The organism is Parerythrobacter aurantius (assembly GCF_045291475.1).
GTDB classification, from domain to species: Bacteria; Pseudomonadota; Alphaproteobacteria; order Sphingomonadales; family Sphingomonadaceae; genus Parerythrobacter; species Parerythrobacter aurantius.
In genome coordinates this window covers 2,187,602-2,212,418 of sequence record NZ_CP147985.1, presented here as the reverse complement: position 1 = coordinate 2,212,418, position 24,817 = coordinate 2,187,602, and the positions used below count along the sequence as shown (strand labels likewise).

Genomic DNA, 24,817 nt, shown 5'->3' with positions numbered 1-24,817 from the left:
GTCCTAGCACCAATGCACCTCAGCCGCCAAAGCCCAAAGGACGCGTCTCGATCCGCGTGCCGAAGCCAGCGATCATTGCGCGGCCTTTGGCAATCGCCGCCTGCACCGCCGGAAGCTTGATACTGTCATCATGCGCTTGCTTGCTGGCCCAGACTTCGCTGACCCAGATGGAGTCGGGATCCTCAACGCCCTGCGAGACGATATAGGCAAGGTTGCCCGGCATCCCGCTCCCGGAACTCTCCTGAAGGATCGCTGCCAGCTTCGCGCCCTTGCCTGGTACGGCCTTGATCTCTCCGATCAGCCCGTAGATGCCTTCGAATTGAACTTCGTCCATGGCAATTACTGCTCCGTTTTTCGGCTGACATGCGGCGAGAAAGGCCAAGGCCACGCTACCGGTGAAAGAGCGGCGTGAGACAAACATCACACCCCCTCCAGCAACCGGTCTGCCTGCGCCCTCGCTTCGTCCGTGATTTCCGCGCCGCTGAGCATGCGCGCGATTTCTTCCTGCCGCCCGGCTTCATCCAGCCGCTCGACCGAGGTGCGGGTCACCGTGCCTTCGCTGCTCTTGGCGATGCGATAATGCGTGCCGCCGCGTGCCGCGACCTGGGGCGAGTGGGTGACGGCCAGCAATTGCCCGTCGCGAGCCAGCCGCGCCAGCCGCTCGCCGATGGCGCTCGCCACCGCGCCGCCGACGCCGCGGTCGATCTCGTCGAAGATCACCGTCGCCGCCCCGCCCTGCTCCGCCAGCGCGACCTTCAGCGCGAGGATGAAGCGCGACAATTCGCCGCCGCTGGCGATCTTCATCAGCGGGGCGAAGCCTGCGCCGGGGTTGGTCTCGATCAGGAATTCGACCGCGTCGATCCCGGCCGGGCCCCATTTGTCCTCGGGCAATTCGGTGACGCTGGTCCGGAACCGCGCCGCATCGAGCTTCAAGGGCGCGAGCTCCGCCGCCACCGCCGCATCGAGCCGCGCCGCGCCCGCGACCCTTGCCTCGTGCAGCGCACGGGCCGCGCGGACGTATGCCTCGCCCGTCTCCCGCTCCGCCGCTTCGAGCGCATCGAGCTGCGCCTCGCCGCCTTCAATGGCATCGAGCGCGGCTCGGAAAGCGCGCATCTTCTCAGGCAGTTCGTCCACTTCGCAGCGGTGCTTGCGGGCGATGGCACGCAGGTCGAACAGCCGGGTCTCCGCAGCCTCCAGCGCCGCCGGGTCGTGGGTCAGCGCCTCGGCCGCCTTGGCCAGCTTTTCCTCGGCCTCGCCAGCTTCGATGACGGCGCGGTCCAGCGCCGCGAGGGCATCGGCGAGCAACGGGTGTTCGCCAGCGATCCGGTCGAGCCGCCGCGCGGCGCTGCGCAACCGGGCGAGCGGCGCATCGCTGCCGTCCCAGACGTGGCGCAATTCCTCGAGATCGCCCGCCAGCCGCTCGCCTTTCTGCATGTCGGCCCGGGCATTGGCCAGCCGCTCCTCCTCGCCCGCGACGGGTTCGAGCGCGGTGAGTTCGGCAAGATGCGCGATAAGCAGGTCCTGCTCGGCCTTGGCAGTCTCGATTTCCTCGCGCGCGCGCGCCAGCGCGGTGCGGCTGCGCTGCCATGCTGTCCAGGCGGTCGCCACGGCGTCACCTTCGCCGCCGGCATAGCGATCGAGCAGCGCGCGATGCCCGCGCGGGTTCACCAGCCCGCGATCGTCGTGCTGGCCGTGCAGCTCGACCAGCGCGCCGCCGATCTCGCGCAGCAGGGCGACGCCGACGGGCTGGTCGTTGATGAACCCCTTGCTGCCACCGTCGGCCTTCAATTGGCGGCGTATGAGCAGCGGTTCCCACTGATCGATCTCGATATCGGCCTCGTCCAGCGCGTCCGCGATGACCTTGGGAAGCCGCGCGAATTCGAAACTGGCGGTGACGCTGGCCTTGTCCTCTCCGCCCCGCACCAGCCCGCTGTCGGCACGATCGCCCAGCACCAGGCCCAGCGCGTCGAGCAGGATCGACTTGCCCGCCCCGGTCTCGCCCGTGAGCACGCCCAGTCCGCGTCCGAATTCCAGGTCGAGCGCTTCGATCAGCACGATGTTGCGGATGGAAAGCCGGGTCAGCATCTCGCCCCCGCCCTAGCCCATGCCGAGGCGCGCGTCACCGCCCCAGTCGCGTGCCGGTGTGGAATTCGGTGCCGCCGCAGCGGCAGCGCATGTCAGGGGGCAGCGGAACGCGCGACCGGCTTCGGCCGGCGGTCGGTGAACCACCATGCGCGCGCCGGTTCGCGCTGGGCATAGTCCGGCGGCCATTCGATCAGCCGGATATCGTCGAACAGCGCGCGATCGTCATCGCCGCGCCGCGCGCCAAGGTACTTGATCCGCAGGATCGGCCGGAAGGGTGTGGCGGCCCGCTCGGGACCGGGCGGCAGCCGCAGGCCCTTTGCGGAAGGCAACCAGAAATCGAAAGCGACTTCCTGCCATAGCTCGCTCGCGGCGAGGAGCTTCGTTTCGATGGGTTCGCCCTGGATGCCGACGGTCGGCCTGGCCCCTTCGGGCGGCTTGTCGCGCACGATCAGTTCCACTTCGGCATCATGCGGCAACCGCACCCGGGCCTTCATGGTGAAACGGGTGGCATAGACGTCGCGAATGTAGGACGCGGCATGGAGGTAGAAGCTCTTGTGGGCCGCCAGAGGGGCCAGTTCGAGATAACCGTCGCTCGCCTCGTCCCGGGGAAAGGCGATGCGAGCATTGAGCGCCTTCCAGTAACGGTCCTGCGCGTCGCCGAAGACCACATTGGCGAAATCGCCGCGCGGGATGATGTTGCGTCCGTATTCGCTCGCAGCGTCGCCGCACGAAGGGCCGAGGCTCGCAAGCGTGAAGCCGCCGGGCTGGCGGCACTGGGTGCCCGGTTGGGGACGGTTGTCGCGCCATACCGCGGCATGCCCGCCGGTCAGCGCCAGATTGGTGCCCATTTCCTCCGACAGCCAGAAGACCCGGCGCAGGACGGATTCGCGCATCCCCCCGACCGCCGGCACGGGTCGGTAATCCAGCATCTGGATCGGTAGCACTTCCGCCCGCAGGAACTTGCCGTTTTCCAGCCAGACCTTCAGTGCGTAGGTCGAATGGGTATGCGGGTGGTCCTGGTCGAACAGGAAATTGCCGAGCGAATGGGCGATCAGCGATCCGTTGTAGAGTTCGAGACCCTGCGTGACATGCGGATGATGGCCGATCACCAGCGGGCTGCCGAGATCGGCGGCCAGCCGGAAGCGCGGCAAGGACATCTTCGACGGCCGGTCCATGTATTCCATGTTGCCGTGGTATTCCATCACCGGGACATAACCGGCCGCGACCTCGCGCCGCGTGACGCGCTCCACCACGTCGCGCGTGCCCCAGGCCGCCCCAGCCTTGGTCTCGGTCGCCGTCTGGTTCGGCGTCCAGTCGCCGCGCCAGCCGACGAAGCCGTACAGCGCCAGCTTGGTTCCGCGGACATCGACCCGCACTGCCCGTTCCGCCTCGCCGATATCCATGCCCGCACCCGACGTCAGCAGCCGCGCCTGTTCGATCGCCTCGAGCGTGGTGCGCAGGCCGATGTCCCGGTAGTCGGCGACGTGGTTGTTGCCCAGCGACAGGTGGTCGATCCCCGCGCGTTTCATCGCGCTGGCGAGTTCCGGCGGCGAGAAGAACTTGTAGCGCTTGGGCGCCGGCTCCCCGGGGGTAGCCCGGGCGATCACCGATTCCAGGTTGAGCGAGGTGAAGTCGCTCGGTTCGAAATAGGGCTGCATCGGATCGAGCAGCCGGTCGAGATCGGCATCGATGGTATCGTGGTTCAGCACCGGCCTGTCGCGCAGGCCCATGTGGAAATAGCGGCGTCCGGCCATGCTGTCGCCGCCGAAGAACAGCTCGATCCGGCCGGGCTTCTTCGCCACCAGTTCGATCGCGGGTATCGCGAGGCAATCGCAGCCCGGGTTGCGCAGTTCGGCATTGCCGAAAGTCTGGACCGTAGGGAAAATCGTCTCGCCGGCGATATCGATGCGGTAATAGGTCGATAACGGCACCACGGCGCTGAACCGGCCATCGTCTGCCAGGTCGACCGGCGCGCCGTTGATGGCAAGGCGCAGCGGCGCCATGGCGATAGCATCGCGGCTGCCATCCAGCCGGCCCGAGAGCTTGACGGCCGGTGCAGCCGCATGGGCCGCGTCGCCCGGTCCGGCGAAGGGTTTCAGCCACACGGCCACCGCTATGGCGCAGACAAGCCCCGCCAAGAGGCCGAGCGACCATCCGAGAACACCCCTGTGCATCAGGGGTTTCTCGCATGCGACCTACAATATTCCGTTAACCGTGTTTTTCCCGTTCGCCAATTCGGGAAGAAAGGCGGTCCGGGACGAAGGGACGCTCAGCGCGCCGCCAGCGCGGGCGCCTTGTCCTGGATCAGCCCGTAGGCCTTTTCGTACCATTCGTTGCCGGGGTAGTTGGCACCGAGCACGGCAGCGTATTTCTGCGCTTCGACCGGGATGCCCAGCGCCAGCGAGCATTCGACCAGGCGATAGAGCGCTTCCGGCGTGTGGCTGGTGGTCTGGTAGGTATCCACCACGTTCTGGAACCGGATCATCGCCGACGACCATTTGGCGGTCTTCTGGTAGAACCGGCCGATCTCCATCTCCTTGCCGGCGAGGTGATCGTTGACGAGGTCGATCTTGAGCCGGGCGTCGGCAGCATATTCGGTGGTCGGGAAGCGGCGATCCACTTCACGCAGGGCGATCAGCGCCTGCTCGGTGACCTTCTGGTCGCGCTGCACATCGCTGATCTGTTCGTAATAGCTGAGCGCGATCAGGTAATAGGCGTATGGCGCATCCTTGTTGCCCGGGTGGATCTGGAGGAAGCGCTGCGATGCCTGGATCGACTTGGTGTAGTCGCGGGCGACGTAATAGCTGAAGGCGCTCATCAACTGGGCGCGGCGGGCCCAGGGCGAATAGGGGTGCTGGCGCTCGACCTCGTCGAACAGCGCGGCAGCGAGTTTCGCATTGCCCTGGTCGAGCCGGGTCTTGGCCGAGGCGTAGAGCGATTCCACATCGCGGGCGACATAGGCGGTGTCCACGGCATCGTTGGCTCCGCCGCCACAGCCGGCAAGGGCGGCAGCGAGAAGGACGGGAACGGCGAAGCGGCGCAGCGTTGCGGCAGGGGTCTTGGCGAACATGGCAGGCGCTATAACCGTGCCCCCGCTGAACGCCAAGTGAAGTTGGCGCCCGACCGGGGAAACTCGCACGGAAAGCCTCGCTAGGCTGGCGTCAAGCCGCACTCGCTTGCCCGACCGGCCCATGCGGCGCATATCCGCACCCGCCATGACCGACCAAGCGCTCGACCCCGCCATCCATATCCGCCAGCTCGCCACTTCTGCGCGCGGGGCGGCGCGGGTGCTGGCCAGCACTTCGACCGAGGCCAAAAACGCCGCCTTGCTGGAGGCTGCGAAGGCGCTGCGTAACTCTACCCCGGCGCTGCTCGAGGCCAATGCGCTAGACGTCGCCAGCGTCGAGGGCACGAAGGACGCGGCCTTCATCGACCGCCTGCGCCTCACCGAGGATCGCGTGGAGGGCATGGCCGCCGCGCTGGAGGATATTGCCGCCCTGCCCGATCCGGTCGGCCGGGTGCTGGCGACGTTCGAGCGGCCCAACGGCCTCGTCATCGAGCGCGTTGCCGTACCCATCGGTGTCATCGGCATGGTCTACGAAAGCCGGCCCAATGTCGGCGCCGATGCCAGCGGGCTGTGCCTCAAGAGCGGCAATGCGGTGATCCTGCGCGGGGGAAGCGAGAGCCGCCATTCGACCCGCGAGATCGTCCGCGCCATGCAGGCCGGGCTCGGCGCGGCGGGGCTCCCGGCCGAGGCGGTGCAGACCGTCCAGACCACCAGCCGCGAGGCGGTGAGCGCGCTGCTCAAGGGCGTCGGGCTGATCGACCTCGTCATCCCCCGCGGCGGGCGCGGCCTGACCGAGCTGGTCCAGAACGAGGCGGCGGTGCCGACGCTGCTGCACCTCGACGGCAATTGCCACGCCTATGTCCACGCCAGCGCCGATATCGCCAAGGCGCTCGAAGTCATCCGCAATGCCAAGCTGCGGCGCACCGGCATTTGCGGCGCGCTCGAAAGCCTGGTGGTCGACCGCGCCATCGCCCCCGCCTTCGTCCCCGCCCTCGCCGATGCCATCGCCGCCGGGTGCGAGCTGCGCGGCGAAGCTGAGGCCTGCGCGCTCGACCCGCGCCTCGCCCCCGCCACCGACGCCGACTGGGATACCGAATATCTCGCCGCGATCCTCAGCGTGAAGATCGTCGGCGGCGTGGACGAGGCGATCGACTGGATCGAGACCCACGGCAGCCACCACACCGAAACCATCCTGGCCGAGGACGCCGGGGCCGCCCGCCGCTTCATGGCCGGGGTCGACAGCGCCATCGTGATGCACAACGCCTCCACCCAGTTCGCCGACGGCGGCGAGTTCGGCATGGGCGCCGAGATCGGCATCGCCACCGGCAAGATGCACGCCCGCGGCCCTGTCGGGCTGGAGCAGCTATGCAGCTTCAAGTACCTGGTGCACGGGACCGGGCAGGTGCGCGGATAATTTTCCTACACGCGGGTTTTCTGCTTCACGCTCGCAAATGACGAGAAGATCAGACCCCCGCACCACCCGCGCGCTCGTCCCCGCGAGCGAGCTGCCGCCCTTCACTCCCGTCCCGCGCACGTGCCAGCGGCATGACGGCTGGACGCCCGAGCGGCAAGCGCGCTTCATCGAGGCGCTGGCCGATACCGGCTCGGTCCACGCCGCCTGCAAGGCCGTCGATATGAGCCAGCCCGGTGCCTATCACCTGCGCCGCCAGCCGGGGGCGGAGAGTTTCCGCGCCGCGTGGCAGGCCGCGCTCGACCTTGGCGTGCAGCGGATCGAGGACGTCGCCATGGACCGCGCGCTCAACGGGGTGGCGGAGCCGCTCTATTCCTATGGCAAGCTGATCGGCACGCGCACCAAGTACAACGACCGGCTGCTGATGTTAATGCTGCGCAACCGCGCGCCCGAACGGTTCGGGGCCAGCGTGGGCGGCGGCTCTCTGAAGGGCCTCAACGCGGTGGGCAAGATGGAGAAGCGGCGGCTGAAGAAGAAATGGCGCAAGCAGTGGGAGGACGAGCGGGCCGCGCGCGAGGAGGCGGAAGCGGCCACCGAGCTGGAGGAACTCGACGGGCAGCTACAAACCATGGCCGATCGCCACCGCGCCCACATGAGCCCCCGCACCCGCGCCGCCTATGCCGAATATCTGCGGCTGGAGGCACTGGACGAGGCCGAAGGCTATGACCCCTGTGCCGACCCGGAGCATGAATTCTACATCGAGCGGAACGGGGGCGCGGGCGGCGGACTAGCGGAGGCGGAGGAGGACGCAGGCGAGATTTTGGCGCTGCCGGAGCCGGAGGGTGCCGGGGATGAGGAGACGGAGCCAGGGCCGAGGGTGCGGACGTTGCGGGATGGGGGTGGCGTTGAAGATCTCGCCGGGCGCGGTGATGATGAGGTCGAGATTGTATTCGCGGCTGAGGCGTACACGACCGACTGGACTTCCTTATAGCCCGGCAGTGCCTGGATGGCGCCGTTCTTGACAGTGGTTGAAATAGACCAGCTAAGCACTTGCAGTTCATGTAAAAATCGTTTGGATAGGCTCTGGTTGCAGCTTTGCGGTTGTGGGCGACAGGATTCTCTGTTGCTGACCGCTACGCGCTCACGTGGACAAAGCAAGACAACGAAGATCGCCCGAATGACGCTGCGCAGTCGACTTTCCACCGATACAAGGAACAGCCATGAGGCTGTTGAACGGGCATTCGAACACTTCGATCTCTCCACAGATGCTGGTATGGCGGCTACCTTGGCAGCTCATGCCAATTCGTTAGCGCGACTGATCCCTGCTTTATTCGACAGTCCTGAAATCCGCGACGAAATTGCGCGACTAGCCTCTTTAGCCAAGTCGTCTCTGGAAGCCGTGGCAGAGAAAAGGCCGCAGCATTTGACGAACGAGTCGGCCGACTTCGATCCACGCTCGGTCGCTTATGTGGTCTTCGGCTCGCGCCTCGGTGCCTCGGTCATGACCAGACGTCTCGATCGGCTCGGCAAGGAGTGGGACCCACAGGTTAGAGCCTACTTCTCCGATCGTGCGACCATTGCACATTGGCATCGTCTCTGCCGAGAACTCGATGAATGTTCTCTGACAGAAGAGGAAGCCGAGCGCGTGGTGGACGATGCGTGCAAGGTATTTGGAGTGTTTGAACAAGAAGTGGCTGCGCAGCGGGCGTTTATGGAAAGTGAGTTCGAATGATGGAAGTCGACCTGACCAACTGTGATCGCGAGCCCATCCACCAGCTAGGCCATATCCAAAGCTTTGGCTGCCTGATCGTGCTGTCCCCGGACTGGCTTGTCCTGCACGCCTCCACCAATGTGGAAGAGCACCTGGGCCTGGCACCGCAGAACATGATCGGGCTCCCGCTGCGCGCTTTTCTCTCCGAAGGTGCGATGCACGAAATCCGCACCCAGGTGCAAACCTTGTCGTCGCCCGATTCGGTCGGGCGCTGGTACGACCTGCAAGCTTTACCGCAGAGCGAGCGGCTGTTCGATCTCGCGGTTCACCGGTCGGGCCAGTCGACTATCATCGAACTGGAACCTGTTGTCGAAAGCGGGCGACGGCGCGATTTGCTGCCCCAGGTGCGTGGAATGATCGAGCGCCTTAAAAACAGCAGTGACGTGGCCAATCTGTGCCATGAAGCTGCTCGGTTCATGAAAGTTCTCAACGGCTTCGACCGCGTCATGGTGTACCGGTTCGCCGAAGATGAGACGGGTGAAGTAATTTCCGAGGCGGTCGGGCCACAAATGGAACCGTTCCTTGGTCTGCGATATCCGGCAAGCGACATCCCCCGCCAGGCGCGCGCGCTCTACAAGCGATCGCCAATCCGCATCATTTCCAATGTCGATGACGAGCTTTCGCCCATCGTGCCCGAACATGGCAGTGACGGCCAGCCGATCGATCTCTCGCTGAGCACCTGCCGTGCAGTGTCGCCTATCCATATCGAATACCTGCGAAACATGAACGTCGCCGCATCGATGTCCGTCAGTATTATGGATGGCGACCGGCTGTGGGGCCTTTTCGCTTGCCACCACCAATCGCCGCGCCGACTCAACTACGCCATACGCTCCGCCTGCGACCTGTTCGGCCAGATGTTCGGCTTTCTGCTATCCCAGATCATGACGCGCGAGGCATTTCAACATCTCGAAGGCGCTCGTGGTTCGCACAATGCATTGATGCGCCGGCTGGCCGAAGGCAAATCGCTGGTCGAAGATTTTAGCGTCGTAGTGGAAGAACTGTCGACGCTCATCCAGTTCGACGGAGCAATTGGCTGGATCGACGGCCATTTCTGCCACCAGGGGTTCACGCCGACGAAGGAGGAGACGCTGCCGCTGCTCCGGTTCCTCAACACGACGCCGACCGGCGCAATCTATGCCACCGACTCGATCCGGCAGGTCTATCCTCCTGGCGCCGATTTCGTCGCGCGAGCGGCAGGATTGATGGCGCTGCCGGTTTCGCGCAGCCCCCGCGATTATGTCGTGCTATTCCGGCGCGAGGCAGCGCGCAATGTGACTTGGGCTGGGAACCCGCAGAAACCGGTCGAGCTTGGGCCCAATGGTGTGCGACTGACCCCGCGCAAGAGCTTTGAGGCGTGGACCGAGAAAGTTGCCGGCTTCAGCGAGCCCTGGACAGTGGCCGAACGCCATGCCGCCGAGGCGATTCGGGTCACCCTGCTCGAAGTGGTGCTGCGCATTTCCGATGCGGCAAACGCGGATCGCAAGCGCGCGCAGGAGAAGCAGGAACTGTTGGTGGCGGAGCTCAACCACCGGGTGCGCAATATCCTCAATCTCATCAAAGGGCTGATCGCGCAGGGCAAGTCCGAGACGATGTCGGTCGCGGATTTTACCCAAGTCGTCGGCGATCGCATCCACGCGCTTGCCCGGGCGCACGACCTTATCACGAGCACAACCTGGGAACCGGCTTCGCTGAGCGGCATGATCCAAACCGAGGTCGCAGCCTATCTCGGCGCAAAGCAGGGACGCGTGAAACTGCCTGATTTCGACCCCATCATCCACCCCGATGCCTTATCGAACCTCGCTCTGGTGTTCCACGAGCTTACCACGAACTCGGCGAAGTACGGTGCCCTCAGCGATTCCACCGGGCGCATCGACATCGCGACAGAACAACACGAGGATGGCGGCGTCACTATCCGGTGGGTGGAAAGCGGCGGTCCGGTGGTAAAGCCACCGTTGCGGCGCGGTTTCGGATCGACAGTGATCGAACGCTCGATTCCCTTTGAGCTCGGCGGCGAGGCGGAGATTACCTATCCGGTAACGGGCGTGAAAGCTCGCTTCTTTATTCCCGAGCGTTTCGTCGCTTCCTTCGTCGAGCGCGGTGGCAGCCCAGCTGGCAGCGCCCCCGCCGCCGATGACCCGACCCCTCCCCCTTTGGCAAATGCCAGCTTCCCTGGCACTGCGCTGCTGGTTGAAGACAATCTCATCATTGCGCTCGATGGCGAGCAGTTCCTCGGCCAATTGGGCGCGAACAGGGTCCATGTAGCCTCAACCGCTCGGCGGGCAATGGAAGTGCTCGCCGAAGAGAAGATCGATTATGCGGTTCTGGACCTCAACCTTGGGAACGAGACCAGCCTGCCTGTAGCTGCTGAACTGGCAGCACGCAGGATACCTTTCACCTTTGCGACAGGCTATGGAGAGGCATCTGCGCTGCTCGCCGAATTCAAAGATCGGCCGGTTCTGACGAAACCATACGATATGCGCGCTCTCGAAACGGCGCTGTCGCAGATTATGGAAACGAACTAATTTGGATTACAGTGCGGAGGCGGAGGAAAACCGCTTGCTGCTTTGTCAAAGCGCTTCTGTGATCGGAAGCGTAACAGACATCGCTTTTGTTTTGCCATGCACACGTAAGCAAATGGCTTATCGGAGGATGCGTTTGCTGCTCCCTGCGTGCACGCAGACCGGCCGCCTTGCGGGCCCTCGCGCGTCCTTTGTGTCTTAGTGTCCTGGTGCGCGATAAATAGGGGGAGAAAGTCGGAGGTGCCCTCCACCATCCTTCGACAAGCTCAGGATGGTCCCCCCCCACCGTTTCGGGGAGGAACTACTCCTCCCCCATCCTTAGCGCCGCAATAAACGCCTCCTGCGGAATGCTCACATTCCCATACTCCCGCATTCGCGCCTTGCCCTTCTTCTGCTTCTCCAGCAGCTTCTTCTTGCGCGAGATATCCCCGCCGTAGCACTTCGCCGTCACGTCCTTGCGCAGCGCGGCGATGGTTTCGCGGGCGATGATCTTGCCGCCGATCGCGGCCTGGATCGGGATCTTGAACAGGTGGCGCGGGATGAGGTCTTTCAGCCGCTCGCACATGCCGCGGCCGCGTTCCTCCGCCACGCTACGGTGGACGATCAGGCTCAGCGCGTCGACCGGCTCGGCATTGACCATGATGTTCATCTTGACGAGGTCGCCCTCGCGGGTGCCGATCTGTTCGTAGTCGAAGCTGGCATAGCCGCGGCTGATGCTCTTCAGCCGGTCATAGAAGTCGAACACCACTTCGTTCAGCGGCAGCTCGTAGGTCACCTGCGCGCGCCCGCCGACATAGGTGAGGTTGGTCTGGATGCCGCGCCGGTCCTGGCACAGTTTCAGGATGGAGCCGAGATATTCGTCGGGGGTGTAGATCGTGGCCTTGATCCACGGCTCCTCGATCGTGTCGATCCGGTTGACGTCGGGCCAGTCGGCCGGATTGTGGATGTCGATCACCTTCGCATCCTCGTTCTTGGTATGGCCGAGGTGCACGCGGTAGACCACCGATGGCGCGGTGGTGATGAGGTCGAGATCGTATTCTCTGGAGAGCCGTTCCTGGATGATCTCGAGGTGCAGCAGGCCGAGGAAGCCGCAGCGGAAGCCGAAGCCCAGCGCGGCGCTGCTTTCCATCTCGTAGGAGAAGGAAGCATCGTTGAGGCGCAGCTTGCCGATGCTCTCGCGCAGCTTCTCGAAGTCCGCCGCGTCGACCGGGAAGAGGCCGCAGAACACCACCGGCTGCACTTCCTTGTAGCCGGGCAGCGCCTGGGTGGCGCCGTTCTTGACCGTGGTGATGGTGTCACCGACGCGGGCCTGTTCGACCTCCTTGATCTGCGCGGTGATGAAGCCGATCTCGCCCGGGCCGATTTCGGGCAGATCGGTGCGCTTGGGGGTGAAGCAGCCGACCCGGTCGACCAGATGCTGCGTGCCGCCCTGCATAAACCTGACGTTGAGGCCCTTCTTGAGGACGCCGTCGATGACGCGGACGAGGATGACCACGCCGAGGTAGGGATCGTACCAGCTGTCGACCAGGCTGGCCTTGAGCGGGGCGTCGCGGTCGCCCTTGGGCGGGGGGATCTTGGCGACGACGGCTTCGAGCACGTCCTCGATCCCGATGCCGGACTTGGCGCTGGTGAGGACGGCTTCGGAAGCGTCGATGCCGATGATGTCCTCGATCTCCTTGCGGACCATTTCCGGTTCGGCGGCTGGCAGGTCGATCTTGTTGATGACGGGGACGATCTCGTGGTCGTGCTCGATCGACTGGTAGACATTGGCGAGCGTCTGCGCCTCGACCCCCTGCGCGGCGTCGACGACGAGGAGCGCGCCCTCGCAGGCGGCGAGGCTGCGGCTGACCTCGTAGGCGAAGTCGACGTGGCCGGGGGTGTCCATCAGGTTGAGCTCGTAGGTCTCGCCATCCTTCGCGGTATAGCTGAGGCGCACGGTCTGGGCCTTGATGGTGATCCCGCGCTCCTTCTCGATGTCCATGTTATCAAGGACTTGCTCGGACATCTCACGCTCGGTCAGGCCCCCGGTGGCCTGGATCAGCCGGTCGGCGAGGGTCGACTTGCCATGGTCGATATGGGCAATGATCGAGAAATTGCGGATCTTGGAAAGGTCAGTCATCGCCCGCGCCAATAGCGATGCCTGCAAGGCTTGTCAGCAGGGACTATTGCCCGTCTGGCGTCTCCATCAGCGCTGCTTGCGCGCCCTTTCGGAACTGAGATCGACCTGCAGGAACTTCGGCCGGGACTTCGGCCGGCCGGTGTCCGGCATCTGGTAATGCCCGGGCGGCAGCGCGGCCAGCGGCATGCCGGCAGCGGCGAGCATGTATGGCGACACCCGGTGGCGGGTGCACAGGCCATCCGCCCCGTCGCTGATCAGCGGCACTTCGAATTCCACGCCCTGCTCCGCGTCTTCGGACCGCCGGACCTTGCAGATCGCCAGCTGGCCTCCGCCGAGATCCAGCACCAGGTCGGTCCCGAGCGGCACGTCGAGCAATCCCTCGATCCGCGCCCCGGTTTTCGACAGGTTCCGCATGACCGCTTCGTAGCGGTGGTCTTCGTGGATGACGCCGATGCGCCGGAACATCGAAAGCCGCTCTGCCCGGTGCTTGGCCGGGCCGACTGGATCGTACTTCAGCTTGCCGCTTGAAAGCCGTTCGACGATCTCGGCCTGGGGCATGGCCTTCGAGAAAATCCACCCCTGGATCAACTTCGCGCCCCGTTCGCCGACAAGCTGCAGTTCGTCCATCGCCTCCACGCCTTCCGCGACCGTCGTCATGCCCAGCGCGTTGGCCAGGCTGACAATGGCGGTAATGATGGCGGCGTTGTTGTTGTCGGGCTCGGTCGCGCCGCGCACGAAGCTCTGGTCGATCTTGATCTTGTCGAACGGGGCATTGCGCAGATAGCCGAGCGAAGAATAGCCCGTACCGAAATCGTCGAGCGCCAGCCGGACGCCGATCCGCTTCAAGCTCTCGAACATCTCCTGCGTCGTCGCCGGATCGCCGATGAAGACGCTCTCGGTCAACTCAAGCTCGAGGCGATGCGGCGCCAGCTGCGATGCCTGCAAGGCGTTTTTCACTACCAGGGGCAGGTCGGGATGGCCGAACTGCACGGCCGAGACATTGACGGCAACGCCGAGGTCGACCGGCCAGGCCGCGGCATCCTTGCACGCCTGGCGCAGGACCCAGCTGCCGAGATCGCCGATAAGGTTCGCATCTTCCGCAATCGGGATGAATTCCGCCGGGCTTATCCAGCCCCGGTCGGGATGGTTCCACCGTACGAGGCATTCGAAGCTGCGCACCTCATGGGTCTTCGCATCGATCAAAGGCTGGTAATGCAGCTCAAGCTGTTCATGCTGGAGCGCATCGCGCAGGTCTTCCTCGATCTGGCGACGCAGCTTGGCCCCGTCTTTAAGTTCGCTCGAATAGAAGCGGTACTGGCCACGCCCGCCGCCCTTTGCGGCATAGAGCGCGAGGTCGGCGGCGCTGACGATTTCCTCGGCCTCGATCCCGTCGAACGGCGCCACGGCGATGCCGACGGACGTGCCGATGATGGCCCGGGACCCATCAATGGAATAGGGCTGCGACACCATCTGGATGACGCGCGCAGCGAGTTCGCCGAGCCGACCGCGATCTTCGATATCGGGCAGGATAACCTGGAATTCGTCACCACCGAGGCGGCCGATTTCACCATTGCCGCCGATGATCCGCTGGAGTCGCTGCGCAACCTGCTTCAACAGCTCGTCGCCCGCCGGGTGGCCGAGCGTGTCGTTGACCTGCTTGAACCGGTCGAGGTCCAGCATCATCAGGGCGCAGGATCGTTTTGCGACCTTGAAGGCGGCCAAGATCGATTCCAGCCGTTTCGACATGCGGTGACGGTTGGACAGGCCGGTCAGGGAATCGAACTGGGCCAATCGGCCGGTCTCGCGTTCCTGTTCGCGCACGGCGGTGATGTCGCGGGCGCTGCCGCGATAGCCGACGAATTCTCCCCGGTCGTCGAATTGCGGCTTGCCGGAGATCGACCACCAGATGGACTTGTTCGGAACCGCAATACGAACTTCGAGAGCGGTGATGGTGTTGCGGGCGCGCAGCAGGAAGGGAAGCGGGCGCTGGCTTCTCCCTTCGTGATCGTTCTCGTCACGGTCGGGGACGAATATTTCCGATAGTTCCTTGCCCAGCACTTCGTCGGTTTCGCCGAGGATCTGGGCTGCGGCATTGGCCGAAAGATAGATCAGGCGGCATTCGGCATCGGTCGCCCAGAACCAGCCGAGATTGGCACTTTCGAAATCGTCGAGCAGCGCCAGACGGCGCGGGTCGGCCTTGCCGATTGCGCCGTAGGCCTCGCCGGACCCCGCCCTGTCTCCCGAGCGTTTCGAAAAGAAACTTCCCAATGCCATTCCAGCTTGCCTGACCCGATAGACCTTTCTTTTCCGGTGCCGTTAAGTGCAGCGTTCATCCGTTGTCAGGCCGGAATAGCGGCACGGATTTACCATCCGGTTAACCTTATCCTGCCTTGCGCAGGGCAAATGTCGTGTCGCTGATGTGCAGGTCGATCTTGCCCGTGTCCGCCTGCGGCAGCGGGGTGGCGAACTCGACACCCATCCGGTCGTCCTTGCTCCATCGCGTAGTCCCGGTGACGATGATCTTTTCGGTTACCGCGATGCGGAAAATCGTGCCCGGTGGAACATTCCACAGACCTTCGATCAAGGCGCCGTTGGGCGATATATTGCGGATGGTGCCGTGATAATGCTGATTGTTGTGCTCGAGGATGATCTTGCGCAGCATGCTCTGGCGCGGAAGCCGCGCAGACTGATGGCCCCTTGCAATGGCCGTCAACCCGGTGCGCAGGCGCTCGCTCGCCTCGGCACGTTGCAGCGGCTTTTCGTAGATATAGCCTTGGACATGGCTACACCCGTGCATTCGCACGAGGTCGAGTTCGTCCATCGTCTCGACGCCTTCGGCCGTCGTGTCCATGCCAAGCTCCTGGGCCAGGCTGGTAATCGAAGCAATGATGGCCCCGTTGCGGCTGCCGGGTAACGTCGCGCCGCGGACGAAGCTCTGGTCGATCTTGATCTTGCTGAACGGTGCGGTCCTGAGATAGCCGAGCGAGGAGTATCCCGTACCGAAATCGTCGAGCGCGAGCCTCACCCCGATGGCGGAGAGCGCGGCGAACATCGCGTCGGTATTGTCGTCATCGCTGAGGAATACGTTTTCCGTGATTTCCAGCTCGAGCCGCGAGGGTGCAATCCCGGCGTCGGCAATCGCGCTGGTAATGATTAGCGGCAGCTGCGGATTGGCGAACTGGAGGGGAGAGACGTTGACGGCGCAAAGGACTTCCTCGGGCCAGGAGGCGAGGTCCATGCAAGCGATCCGGATCGCCCATTCGCCCATTTCATGGATGAGGCCCGTATCCTCGGCGATTGGTATGAAGCGGTCCGGGCTGATGTAGCCATGTTCGCCGTGGTTCCACCGCATCAATGCCTCGAAGCCGACAATGCGTTCCGTCGACGTCTGAACGACCGGCTGGTAATGCAGCTCGAGCGAACCATCGTCGATCGCATCGCGCAGGTCCTGTTCCATTTGGGCCCGCGTTTCGGCGGCCGAGTGCAGGTCGTTGGAATAGACATGGCTCCGCCCGCGCCCGCCGTCCTTGGCGGCATAGAGGGCAAGGTCGGCGTTGCGGATCAGGTCTTCGCTGGTTTCGCCATGGGCCGGTGAGATGGCGATACCGACAGACGCGCCGATGATGACGCGCTGCCCTTCGATCGAATAGGGTTGCGATAGCGACCGGATGATCTGTTCGGCAAGCGCCTCCGACCTTTCGGACGGCACCCGACCCGGCAGGACGACCTCGAATTCGTCCCCGCCGAGCCGGCCGACGCGTCCGGCCTCGCCCACGGTCGCTTCGAGACGCTGGGCCACCTGCTTGAGCAACGCATCGCCCGCCGGGTGGCCGAGCGTGTCGTTCACATGCTTGAACCGGTCGAGATCGAGCAGGAAGACCGTGCATTCCCGATGGGCGGGGTTGGGTGTCGCGAGGATTTTCTCCAGCGTCTGCGACATCTGGTGACGGTTGGCGAGACCGGTCAGGGAATCGAAATGGGCGAGGCGCGAGGCATGCTGCTGGCTTCGCCGCTTTTCGGTAAGGTCGGTGCCGGAGCCGCGAAAACCGCAGAAGTTATGGAAACTGTCGAAAATCGGCCGGCCGGAAATAGCCCACCAGCGTTCCTCGCCAGACCCGGCCGCCTTCACGGGCAGTTCGTGGAAGGCGGAGCGGGCGGACAGGTGGAAAGCGATCGTTCGCTCGCCTTCGCGGTTGTCGTGGGAAAGGTCGAACAGGTCCGTGATCGGCCGGCCGATCAGGACGCCCGGCTTCGCGCCCAGGCGCTTGGCGACAGGCGCGGAGATGTAGGTCAGCAAGCCCCGCCGGTCGGTCTCCCAGAACCAGCCGTTGCCGGTTTCCTCATAGTCGCGCAACACATCGATGGCACGGTACAGGACGCGCTCGTCGGCCTGCCTGCGTTCGTCACGCTGCCGGTCGAGGCGGGCATGGTGACGCGCCAGGGCTGCCATCCCCGCGGCGAAGGCAACGAGGATCCCGATGAACGCAGGTTTTCCCGAGTCAAAGGCAAACGGCGCCCATGAGGCAACGATGCAGGCATACATGAACTGCGGCCGACCGGCGAGGAAGGTGGCGATGACGGCGTTGCCGCTGACAGTCGCGCCCACGGCAAGTGCGGCAGCTGTCGCACCGAGGTCGATCCAGCTCGTCAGGCCGAAGCCCAGCAGGACGATCGGCAAAATGCTGACGGCCCCCGCAACGATAAGGACGTGGGTTTCGTCGCGAGGAAAGGCGCGTTCCCATTCTCGCGCTTTCTTCCCTGCTGCCAGACCGATGAAGCTGAGTACGAAGAAGGCGACGGACAGTGACGATGGCAGCCCGCCATACAGGCCGAAGCTGGCCACCAGGCAAACGAGCGGACTTGCGGCGAGCAAATGCCATGGGGCAGGTATCAGCGGCGGCTTGACCCGGGCTTTCCCTCCGCGACTGCGTGAGGCCCCCCGGGCCGAACCGGGATCGCGGCGGTCGTCTCGCGTGCGCTGTGCCGGGGTTTGACCCGCCACCTCGGATCCGGCGGCGACCGCGGCCGGCCCGCCCGCCGCGGGCGCGCGACGTCCCCCATCAGGAATCCGATGTGCTGCCTGCTGTCCGCCCATGTCCTGCTCTATGCCGCGCAACCGGTTTATAAAGGCTAAAGCGCTTGCTGACCGAAGATGCTTAACGGTGCAGGCGGCGAGGCACCTGCGTGGCGCGAAAATGGCCCGATCCTCGCCACTTGCCACGGTCAGGCGATGGGTGCATCGTGGCGATCTTCGGAAGGGGGGAGAATCCTTGCGACATATCGCCATAATCGGCTCGGGTCCGGCCGGATACTACACCGCCGAAGCCGCCCAGAAGCACTGGGGCGAGGACGTTCGGGTCGACATATTCGACACCTTGCCCGTGCCTTACGGGCTGATCCGCACCGGCGTCGCGCCCGACCATCAGTCGATCAAGGGTGTCGCCAAGCGGTTCGAGAAAACCAACCTTTCGGACAATGTCCGTTTCGTCGGCAATGTCACCGTGGGCCGCGACATCTCCATCGGCGGCTTGCAGGCCATGTACGACGCGGTCGTGCTGGCTACGGGGGCGCCTAGCGATCGCCGCCTGGGATTGCCGGGGGAAGAGCTCGGCAACATCTTCGGCAGCGCGGCCTTTGTCGGCTGGTATAACGGGCACCCGGATTTTTCCGGCCTGGCCCCCGACCTTTCCGGGCGCCATGCCGTCGTCATCGGCATGGGCAATGTCGCGCTCGACGTTGCCCGCATCCTCGCCAAGACCCGCCGCGAGTTCGAAGGTGCCGATATCGTGCAACACGCGCTCGAGGCGCTGGAGCGGAGCAAGATCGACACGATCACGATCGTCGGCCGGCGCGGACCGCACCAGATCATGATGACGCCCAAGGAACTGGGCGAGCTTATGCATCTCGAGCGGGCTAGCCCCATGGTCGATCCGGCCGACCTGCCGGAGGAAGCGGACGACACGCTGCTCGAACCCGGCTTGCGCAAGTCAGTGCGCCTGCTGCGGGATTTCGCCGCCATCCCGGCCGGCATCCACGGCGAGACCCCGATAACGATCGAATTCGACATGTTTGCCTCGCCCGTCGCCTTCCATGGCGATGGCGCCGTGCGCGAAATCGAGATCGAGGAGACGCGGGTCGAAGCCGGGCGGGCGATCGGCACGGGCAGGACCTATCGCATCAGGGCCGACCTCGTCGTCAGCTGCATCGGATACCGCACCTCCCCCATCCCCGATGTCCCGTTCGACGAACGGGCCGGCCGCTTCGCCAACGACGACGGCCGCATCCTCAACGGCCTCTACTGCGTCGGCTGGGCCAAGCGCGGGCCGTCCGGCACCATCGGCACCAACCGGCCCGACGGCTTTTCCGTGGTCGAGCGAATTGCCGAGGACATCGCCAGCGGCGCGCTGGGTACCGGCGGCAAGCAGGGTCGCAAGGCGTTCGACGACTATGCGGCCGAGCGGGGCCTCGATATCGTGACCTTCCGCGACTGGCAGAAGATTGAAGAGGCAGAGCAGGCCGCCGCCCGCGACGGCGCGCCGCGCGAAAAATTCGTCGATATCGCTTCCATGATAGCGGCCAGGGGATAAAGGTATCGCAAGGCCGCTGGCGAAGCGGCGTGCAGACAGGCAGAACAAGGGAGAGCCAAGCAAATGGCCGTAGAGTTCGAAGACGAAGCCGCCCAGTACACCACCGCGCTCGGCCCGCTGGTCGGCCTCACGCGCGAGGATATCTTCGGCGCGGTCGCGGTGCTGCTGCGCGAAACAGCCTCCGATCCGCAGCGGATGATGCGCCATTCGCAGGAAATGGGCAGCGACATGATCAAAATCATGACCGGCCAGAGCGAGCTTGCCCCCAGTCCCAAGGACAAGCGCTTCATGGACCCGGCCTGGCGCTACAACCCCTTCATGCGCGCCGGGATGCAGTATTACCTCGCCGTGCAGAAGGGCATGGCCAACTGGCTCGACGAGCTGGAACTGGACGAGCTGGAGAAGGATCGCGCCCGCTTCATCTCCAACATCATCATCGACGGACTTGCCCCCACCAATACGCTGATCGGCAACCCGACCGCGCAGAAACGGCTCATCGACAGCGGCGGGCTGAGCCTCATCAAGGGGCTCAAGAACGCCTATACCGACATGACCCAGAACAAGGGCATGGTCAGCCAGGTCGACAAGCGCCCGTTCAAGATCGGGGAGAACATCGCCACTTCGCCCGGCTCGGTCGTCCTGCGCACGGAAATGATGGAGCTGGTCCACTACGCCCCGACCACCGACGAAGTGTACGAGATTCCGCAGCTGACGATCCCGCCGCAGATCAACAAGATGTACATCAACGACCTCTCGCCCGAGAAGTCGGTGGTGAAGTACCAGCTCGACAACGGCATCCAAACCTTCGTCATCAGCTGGCGCAATCCGTCGAAGGAACAGGGCCACTGGGACATGGCCGACTATGTCCGTTCCTGCCGCGAGGCGATGGAGGCGGTCAGCGCCATCACCGGATCGAAGAAGGTCAATGTCTCGGCCGGTTGCTCGGGCGGGCAGACGGCGGCGATGCTGGCGAGCAAGATGGCGTCCGACAAGGATGACCTGCTCGGTTCGCTGACGCTGATGGTGTGCGTGCTGCATCCCAAGCAGAACGATATCGAGGCCGGCTCGCTGATCAGCGAACACGGGCTTGCCCTCGCCCGCCAGCGCGCGGCGAAGAAGGGCATCATCAAGGGCGACGACCTGTCGCGCGGTTTCGCCTGGCTGCGACCCAACGACCTGATCTGGAACTACGTCATCAACAACTACCTGCTGGGCGACGATCCGCCGGCCTTCGACGTGCTGTTCTGGAACGCCGATGCGACCAACCTTTCGGCCGCGCTGATGGGCGACTTCCTGACGATCTTCGAAACGCTGGCCTTTACGAAAAAGGGCGAAGTCGAGATGGTCGATCACAAGATCGACCTCAGCAAGGTTACCAGCGACCTGTTCATCCTCGGCGGGGTGACTGACCACATCACCCCGTGGAAGGCGACCTATCGCTCGACCAGGTTGTTTGGCTCCAAAGACGTGACCTACGTCCTGAGCCATTCGGGCCACATGCAGGCGATCCTCAACCCGCCAGGCAATCCCAAGGCCAAATACTACCTCAACAAGGGCAAGAAGCTGCCCGAGACGGCCGACGAATGGCAGGCGGGCGCCGAGGAAGTGGCCGGCAGCTGGTGGCCCTACTGGATGGACTGGATGCAGAAGCGCAGCGGCAAGCAGCACGCGGCGCCCAAGGAACTGGGGAATGCGGACTACAAACCGCTGGACCCGGCCCCCGGTCTCTACGTAGTGGAACAGGTCTGAGCCGGCGTTTTTCGCCGCGCGCCGATGAAGGGATCGCACTTGGCGAAAAATCAGCAACTTACCGCCGAAATCTCCATGGAAGAGGTCGGCGGGCGCACGCTGCGGGTGGCAACCTGGCGGCTGGATGAGCCATCGGACCATCCGCCGGTGCTGTTCTTCAACGGCATCGGGGCCAATATCGAAGCTGTTGCGCCACTGGCCGAGGCGCTGAGCGATCGCGGTTTCATCATGTTCGACATGCCCGGCGTCGGGGAATCGCCCGATCCGGTCGTGCCCTACAACCCCTTCACCATGAGCTGGACGACAGCCAGGCTGCTCGACAGGTTCGGGCTGGAGACGGTCGACGTCATCGGCATCAGCTGGGGCGGCGCGATGGCGCAGCACTTCACCCTCCAGCACGGCGGGCGCGTGCGCAAGCTGGTGCTGATCGCCACCACCATGGGGATGCTGATGGTCCCGGGCAATCCGGCCTCGCTGTCGAAAATGGTCGACCCGCGCCGCTATGTCGATGCGGAATTCATGGCCAAGCACTTCCAGACGCTCTACGGCGGCGAGCTGGAAAAATCGTCCGAGAAGTCGAGCCATATCGGCCGCCTCAAGGCCCCCAGCCCGCGCGGCTATTTCTACCAGCTGCTGTGCATGCTCGGCTGGACCAGCGCGCCTGCCCTGCCCTTCCTGACCAAGGAAACGCTGATCATGATGGGCAGCGACGACCAGATCGTGGTGCCGATCAACGGCAAGTTCCTCAACACGCTGATCCCCAACAGCCGGCTCTACACCGTCGAGGGCGGCGGACATCTGTTCCTGCTGACCCACGCCGACGAAAGCATAGCCGAACTGCGCTCCTTCCTCGACGAGGTGGAAATAGAGGAATCCGCGGCGGCCTGACGCCATGTCGCCGGTCGAAACGCGGCAACAGGCGCCCAGCTATTCGCTAGACAGCCCCCCGCGCATGTGACACCCCTCGTTTCCGGAGAGGAGCACCGGCACGGACGGCACGAAGCCGCAGCCGCGCGCTCGCAAACGGGAGCACGCGACGCCTGTGACGGTCACTACACCCGCACATCATGACGACAACTATGTCGACATAAATCATCCCGAACAGCTCGCCCGTCCCACGCACGGCACCGGCGGCGCGATGGACAAGACCGGCTTTGCCTGGGCGGTGTTCGAATGGGCCCGCAACCCCTATTACATCCTGATCGTCATCTACATTTTTGCGCCTTATTTCGCCCGCGACATCATCGGCGCGGATCTGCTGGCGAGCGGCGAACTTGCCGGGATGGACCCCGCTGCGGCGAAGGCTGCGGCCAATGCGCAGGGGCAGGCAACCATCGCGTCGGTGACGAAATGGGCCGGGCTGATTGCGGCGCTGTCGGCCCCCTTCCTTGGCGCAGCGCTGGATCGCGGCGGCAGGCTCAAGCCGATCCTCGCCATTTTCCTGGGCTCGATTGTCGCGTGCTCCAGCCTGCTTTGGTTCGCCATGCCGGGCGGAGAGGGATTGCCGGTCGGCGCGATAATGGCGCTGCTGGTGATCGCCTATGTCAGCTACACCTATTCCGAAGTGACCCACAACGCGATGCTGAGCGTCGCGGGGGAGCCGTCCCGGCTGTCGATGATATCGGGCCTCGGGCTGGGTCTCGGCAATTTGGCTGCGGTGCTGATCTTCATCGCGATGGTCTTCCTCTTCATCCTTCCGGGGGCGGTCCAGTGGCCATTCGCCGAGCCGCAGTTCGGGGTCGACCTTTCGCGCTTCGAACACGCGCGCCTTGCCGGGCCGATCTGCGCCGTCTGGCTGGCGGCGTTCTCGATCCCGTTCTTCCTCAACGCCAAGGACCCCGGCGTTCGCGGCGCGAGCTGGTCCAAGGCGGTCGTTAGCGGCGCGCAAAGCGTCCTACGAACGCTGCGCGAGGCGGCGAAATACAAGGAACTGATGAAGTACCTCATCGCCCGCATGTTCTATGCCGATGCCATGGCCGCACTGCTGGCGCTGGGCGCGGTCTATGTTGCGCTGCTGCTCGAATGGGGTTTCCTCGAAATGCTGTGCTACGCCATCTACGCCTCGGCCTGGGCTTTCCTCGGCGGGCTGTTCGGCGGCTGGCTCGACGGCAAGGTGGGGGTGAAGAATGCCCTCATCATCGAGATCATCGTCATGGTCGTGACACTGATCACGCAGCTTTCGATTACGCAGGAAAGTTTGGGTTTCGGGCTGATCCAGAACTACCAGGTGTGGGACGGTCTGGTATTCCAATCGCTGTCGGACCTGACCTATCTTGCCCTGATCGCGGTCGTCGGCGTCACCGCCACCGCCAGCATTTCGTCGAGCCGCGCCATGCTCGTCACGCTCGCTCCGCCGGGTCGCAGCGGCGAATTCTTCGGGCTCTATGCCATCGCCGGAACTATCACCGTGTGGATGGGCCCGCTGCTGGTCGAATATTTCACCCTGTGGTTCACAAGCCAGCGGATCGGCATGGCCTCGATCTCGGTGCTGTTCCTGATCGGCCTCGCGGTGCTGTTCTCGGTCAGGATGCCGGAGCGTAGCTAGGCAGCCAGTCGCTGAGGATCGCGTTCACTTCGCCCGGCGCATCCTGCTGCACCCAGTGTGATACGCCTGGCAGGCGGCGTACGGTGATGTTCGGCACCCACTCCTCCGTTCCTTCGGTGCAGTGGATATTGAGCGCGACATCCTCTTCGCCCCACACCAGCAGCGTCGGAACCTCGATGCGATGGTCGCCCAGATCGACGCTGTCGCCATGGCGCAGCAGCGCGCGGTAATAATTCACCATGGCGGTGTAGGCCCCGGGGCGGCTGGAGGCAGCGTTGTAGACCGCCTGCACATCCGGCCCAAACCGCTGCGGGTTGCAACTGGTCCGCTCGAAGATCTTGCCGATGGCCTTACCGCCGCCACGCCCGAGCAGCTTCTCGGGCAGCCAGGGCAACTGGAAGAAGAAGATATACCAGCTCCTCTTCATCTGCCGCCAGTGGCGGATCTCGCGTCTGCCGACCATCGGGTGCGGGACGTTCATGATCACCAGCCGTTCGAGCGGACGCAGCCTGAGGATGGCGAAAGACCAGGCGATCACCGCGCCCCAGTCATGCGCGATCAGCGTCACTTTCCTGGCCCCGCTGGCATCGATCAGCGCGGCGATATCCTGCGTCAGGTGATCCAGCGCGTAATTGCGCACGCCCTCGGGCCGCGTGGTGCCGCCATAGCCGCGCAGGTTCGGTGCCCAGACGCGGTAGCCCATCTTGGCGAGATGCTGCATCTGGGCGCGCCAGCTGAAATGCAGTTCCGGGAAACCGTGGACGCACAGGGCAAGGTGATCGTTTTCCCCCTCTTTGGCCCCTGCCTGCGCCACCTCGAAGGTCAGTCCGTTCGCCTCGACCCACTCGATGGTTATCCCGCTCGCCGCATCGGGCGACCAGCTTGCCTGCCGTGTCATCATATCCGCCATGATTCAGGGCTTATCACCCCGCGCCCGCGTGTGCTACGTCGGTTGCAAAGTGAA

Annotated in this window: 16 protein-coding genes; 8 read left to right on the top strand and 8 right to left on the bottom strand. The window is 64.4% G+C overall.

Annotated elements, in window-relative coordinates:
• Positions 1-19: 19 nt before the first annotated feature.
• From WAB17_RS11040 to WAB17_RS11025, 4 genes are all read right to left on the bottom strand, one after another.
• A complete protein-coding gene (locus WAB17_RS11040) occupies positions 20-382 on the bottom strand; it encodes a putative quinol monooxygenase (RefSeq protein WP_435417398.1) in 363 nt (120 codons plus the stop codon).
• A gap of 38 nt (positions 383-420) precedes the next feature.
• Entirely contained in the window at positions 421-2,085 is a 1,665-nt protein-coding gene (gene recN, locus WAB17_RS11035) for a DNA repair protein RecN (protein WP_435417397.1), read from the bottom strand.
• A 92-nt stretch (positions 2,086-2,177) separates the two neighbouring features.
• The gene (locus WAB17_RS11030; RefSeq protein WP_435417396.1) at positions 2,178-4,259 is read right to left on the bottom strand and encodes a CapA family protein; all 2,082 of its coding nucleotides are present in this window, start codon (positions 4,257-4,259) and stop codon (positions 2,178-2,180) included.
• 95 nt (positions 4,260-4,354) lie between these two features.
• On the bottom strand, positions 4,355-5,155 hold the full coding sequence (locus tag WAB17_RS11025; RefSeq protein ID WP_435417395.1) for an outer membrane protein assembly factor BamD: 801 nt from the start codon (positions 5,153-5,155) through the stop codon (positions 4,355-4,357).
• A 145-nt stretch (positions 5,156-5,300) separates the two neighbouring features.
• Between WAB17_RS11025 and WAB17_RS11020 the strand changes: the two genes are divergently transcribed.
• The 4 genes from WAB17_RS11020 (at position 5,301) to WAB17_RS11005 (ending at position 10,856) form a co-directional block, all read left to right on the top strand.
• The gene (locus tag WAB17_RS11020) at positions 5,301-6,566 is read left to right on the top strand and encodes a glutamate-5-semialdehyde dehydrogenase (RefSeq protein WP_435419374.1); all 1,266 of its coding nucleotides are present in this window, start codon (positions 5,301-5,303) and stop codon (positions 6,564-6,566) included.
• Between the two features lie 37 nt (positions 6,567-6,603).
• Positions 6,604-7,554 (top strand): hypothetical protein, encoded by a 951-nt coding sequence (locus tag WAB17_RS11015; RefSeq protein WP_435417394.1) that lies wholly within the window; start codon positions 6,604-6,606, stop codon positions 7,552-7,554.
• Between the two features lie 186 nt (positions 7,555-7,740).
• Positions 7,741-8,295: a biliverdin-producing heme oxygenase gene (locus WAB17_RS11010; protein ID WP_435417393.1), complete on the top strand. Its 555-nt coding sequence runs from the start codon at positions 7,741-7,743 to the stop codon at positions 8,293-8,295.
• A complete protein-coding gene (locus tag WAB17_RS11005) occupies positions 8,292-10,856 on the top strand; it encodes an HWE histidine kinase domain-containing protein (protein ID WP_435417392.1) in 2,565 nt (854 codons plus the stop codon). Before WAB17_RS11010 ends, WAB17_RS11005 begins: the two co-directional genes overlap by 4 nt.
• A 298-nt stretch (positions 10,857-11,154) precedes the next feature.
• Here WAB17_RS11005 and lepA read toward each other — a convergent pair whose 3' ends face one another.
• The 3 genes from lepA to WAB17_RS10990 all read right to left on the bottom strand — a co-directional run bounded on the left by lepA (position 11,155) and on the right by WAB17_RS10990 (position 17,815).
• Positions 11,155-12,972 (bottom strand): translation elongation factor 4, encoded by a 1,818-nt coding sequence (gene lepA, locus WAB17_RS11000; RefSeq protein ID WP_435417391.1) that lies wholly within the window; start codon positions 12,970-12,972, stop codon positions 11,155-11,157.
• A gap of 66 nt (positions 12,973-13,038) precedes the next feature.
• Positions 13,039-15,246, bottom strand: a complete 2,208-nt coding sequence (locus WAB17_RS10995) for an EAL domain-containing protein (protein WP_435417390.1) — start codon at positions 15,244-15,246, stop codon at positions 13,039-13,041.
• A gap of 106 nt (positions 15,247-15,352) precedes the next feature.
• Positions 15,353-17,815 (bottom strand): EAL domain-containing protein, encoded by a 2,463-nt coding sequence (locus WAB17_RS10990; protein ID WP_435417389.1) that lies wholly within the window; start codon positions 17,813-17,815, stop codon positions 15,353-15,355.
• Positions 17,816-18,242: 427 nt separating this feature from the next.
• On the opposite strand from WAB17_RS10990, the gene WAB17_RS10985 reads away from it, so the two are divergent.
• The 4 genes from WAB17_RS10985 (at position 18,243) to WAB17_RS10970 (ending at position 23,853) form a co-directional block, all read left to right on the top strand.
• Positions 18,243-19,559, top strand: coding sequence for an FAD-dependent oxidoreductase (locus tag WAB17_RS10985; protein ID WP_435417388.1), 1,317 nt, complete (start codon positions 18,243-18,245; stop codon positions 19,557-19,559).
• A gap of 63 nt (positions 19,560-19,622) precedes the next feature.
• Entirely contained in the window at positions 19,623-21,308 is a 1,686-nt protein-coding gene (locus WAB17_RS10980; protein ID WP_435417387.1) for a PHA/PHB synthase family protein, read from the top strand.
• Positions 21,309-21,347: 39 nt separating this feature from the next.
• Positions 21,348-22,196, top strand: coding sequence for an alpha/beta fold hydrolase (locus WAB17_RS10975; RefSeq protein ID WP_435417386.1), 849 nt, complete (start codon positions 21,348-21,350; stop codon positions 22,194-22,196).
• A 154-nt stretch (positions 22,197-22,350) separates the two neighbouring features.
• Positions 22,351-23,853, top strand: coding sequence for an MFS transporter (locus WAB17_RS10970; RefSeq protein ID WP_435417385.1), 1,503 nt, complete (start codon positions 22,351-22,353; stop codon positions 23,851-23,853).
• Here the strand turns inward: WAB17_RS10970 and WAB17_RS10965 are convergent.
• Positions 23,831-24,763 (bottom strand): alpha/beta fold hydrolase, encoded by a 933-nt coding sequence (locus WAB17_RS10965; RefSeq protein WP_435417384.1) that lies wholly within the window; start codon positions 24,761-24,763, stop codon positions 23,831-23,833. The two genes, WAB17_RS10970 and WAB17_RS10965, sit on opposite strands and share 23 nt — an antisense overlap.
• Positions 24,764-24,817 lie beyond the last annotated feature (54 nt).

Excerpts from the sequence above, each read along its gene's own strand:
- WAB17_RS11025 (WP_435417395.1), bottom strand. The coding sequence starts at position 5,155 with ATGTTCGCCAAGACCCCTGCCGCAACGCTGCGCCGCTTCGCCGTTCCC.
- WAB17_RS11020 (WP_435419374.1), top strand. The coding sequence starts at position 5,301 with ATGACCGACCAAGCGCTCGACCCCGCCATCCATATCCGCCAGCTCGCC.
- WAB17_RS10980 (WP_435417387.1), top strand. The coding sequence starts at position 19,623 with ATGGCCGTAGAGTTCGAAGACGAAGCCGCCCAGTACACCACCGCGCTC.
- WAB17_RS11010 (WP_435417393.1), top strand. The coding sequence starts at position 7,741 with ATGACGCTGCGCAGTCGACTTTCCACCGATACAAGGAACAGCCATGAG.
- WAB17_RS11005 (WP_435417392.1), top strand. The coding sequence starts at position 8,292 with ATGATGGAAGTCGACCTGACCAACTGTGATCGCGAGCCCATCCACCAG.
- WAB17_RS10995 (WP_435417390.1), bottom strand. The coding sequence starts at position 15,246 with ATGGCATTGGGAAGTTTCTTTTCGAAACGCTCGGGAGACAGGGCGGGG.
- lepA (WP_435417391.1), bottom strand. The coding sequence starts at position 12,972 with ATGACTGACCTTTCCAAGATCCGCAATTTCTCGATCATTGCCCATATC.
- recN (WP_435417397.1), bottom strand. The coding sequence starts at position 2,085 with ATGCTGACCCGGCTTTCCATCCGCAACATCGTGCTGATCGAAGCGCTC.
- WAB17_RS10965 (WP_435417384.1), bottom strand. The coding sequence starts at position 24,763 with ATGGCGGATATGATGACACGGCAGGCAAGCTGGTCGCCCGATGCGGCG.
- WAB17_RS11015 (WP_435417394.1), top strand. The coding sequence starts at position 6,604 with ATGACGAGAAGATCAGACCCCCGCACCACCCGCGCGCTCGTCCCCGCG.
- WAB17_RS11030 (WP_435417396.1), bottom strand. The coding sequence starts at position 4,259 with ATGCACAGGGGTGTTCTCGGATGGTCGCTCGGCCTCTTGGCGGGGCTT.